Source organism: Pelagibacterium mangrovi, from assembly GCF_036662815.1.
In the GTDB taxonomy this organism is placed as follows: Bacteria; Pseudomonadota; Alphaproteobacteria; order Rhizobiales; family Devosiaceae; genus Pelagibacterium; species Pelagibacterium mangrovi.
In genome coordinates this window covers 1-1,500 of sequence record NZ_JBAFXA010000022.1, presented here as the reverse complement: position 1 = coordinate 1,500, position 1,500 = coordinate 1, and the positions used below count along the sequence as shown (strand labels likewise).

Here is a 1,500-nt window from a genome sequence, read left to right as displayed (position 1 = left end):
AACCTCCTTAACTTACAACCTCAAACCTGTGCCATGGGTGCTGACGGCGGACAAGCTGGAATCGCGAGAATGGCGAACGCAACCATCACTACTAAGGCAGCGCAGTTAAACCGTCTAAATTTACGTGCTGCAATCGCGCCATGGACAGCAATCTGTATCTCTAGATCGTCCAGGTAGGATCTTGCGTATGCTTCTTCCTGGGGAGGGAGATACCGCTCGCGAAGCCTTGCTGCGTATGCTGCCGGAGCAAAGGTAGCTATGTCTCCAAAGAACAAAAGGTTTTTAGGACTGTCCCCGGACTTGTGAAAATGGTGAAGCAATCGAGGAAAGAAGGCGGAAAGAGCGATGATCGTCGCAATCATAAAAAGGAGCAGGACGATCGGAAGATAAAATTCGTAACCGAGAGGTAGAGTCTGGTTGAAGCGGAGGATGGTGAGGATTGATCCAATCCATATAGAGCAAAAGGTGATAAGCGACGCATTTTTCGCTTCAGCAAACTTGACGAAATCAATCATCCTTCCATGATGGGTGGAAAGAAGCTTTTCGTAATTTTCTATGTGCTGATTGGCATCCGACACGATTTTGCCCCGCTTGTTCCCGTTTGTGCTTTTCCGCAGGCGGCCACTAGGCGGCCTTCATGTTCTGACCGATGCTGGCTAGGGGACATTCTTCTAAGCTGCCGCAGCACTGAATCCCGCTGTTGGCAATTGTTTTGAAGAATTCGGCCTCGGCCTCTTTCCAGCCGTCCAGTGCCAAGGTAAATCTCGCAATCATCTCAGCGTGGTTGCCGCAAGATCGAAGCGGAAGCGGAGGAACAGTGCTCCCGCACTTGCATCTCGCCCGCAGCGTCAGAACTCGCCCCTCCCAAGATTTTCTACCCCTGACCACCGTTGCGATACATCGACCGTCGTCAAATAACTTCACCCGGTGCTCGTTACGGTATCGATTGCGATTGGTGCTGAAGTGGCCATCTTTCAGGCCGCTCGTAAACCTGATGCCCAATTCATTCGCAGCGTGTTCCGCGACTGCTTGATGAGTAGCGGCTTCAGGACCATGAGCGCGGCCCGCAGCACGACCTGGCCAACTTCTGAGTATGTCGGCCGTCCGCTGGCGTTGGAGAAACGTCAACAACTTGCGCCACCACTTACCAGCCGTTGGTATGTCGGTGACGCTTAGCGGTTCCAGTTCGGCCCAAAAGAGACAGAATGTTCCGTCGAAATTGATATGTCTTTCTGGGCAGCAGCTAGGCAGCATATGGCCGATGTGCTCTTTGGCGACTGGCTCGCCGTTCCTCACCTCGACCGCAATGCCAAAAGCCCGGGTGGGGCTCCCCGAAGGTGACGGGGGATCAACGCTAAAGACCGCGCTGAACGGGCCATGGGAGATTGGCGTCGCATGGTTTTCGCCTGCCGTCGCTAGCAGATGCTGTATCGCATTCCCGCTCAACTAGGGCGTAGACTCATAACTTCTGATCCACAGGCGTGCTGAGAAGAGCTTGAG

2 protein-coding genes are annotated in these 1,500 nt (G+C 53.6%); both read right to left on the bottom strand.

Annotated elements, in window-relative coordinates; all coding sequences use genetic code 11:
• Positions 1-20: 20 nt before the first annotated feature.
• Positions 21-578 carry a Pycsar system effector family protein gene (locus tag V4T21_RS19080; RefSeq protein WP_332719914.1) on the bottom strand — a complete coding sequence of 186 codons (558 nt, stop codon included), beginning with the start codon at positions 576-578 and terminating at the stop codon, positions 21-23.
• 46 nt (positions 579-624) lie between these two features.
• Complete coding sequence (locus tag V4T21_RS19075; protein WP_440589682.1) at positions 625-1,446, bottom strand: E2 domain-associated cysteine-rich protein; 822 nt, start codon at positions 1,444-1,446, stop codon at positions 625-627.
• Between the last annotated feature and the right edge of the window lie 54 nt (positions 1,447-1,500).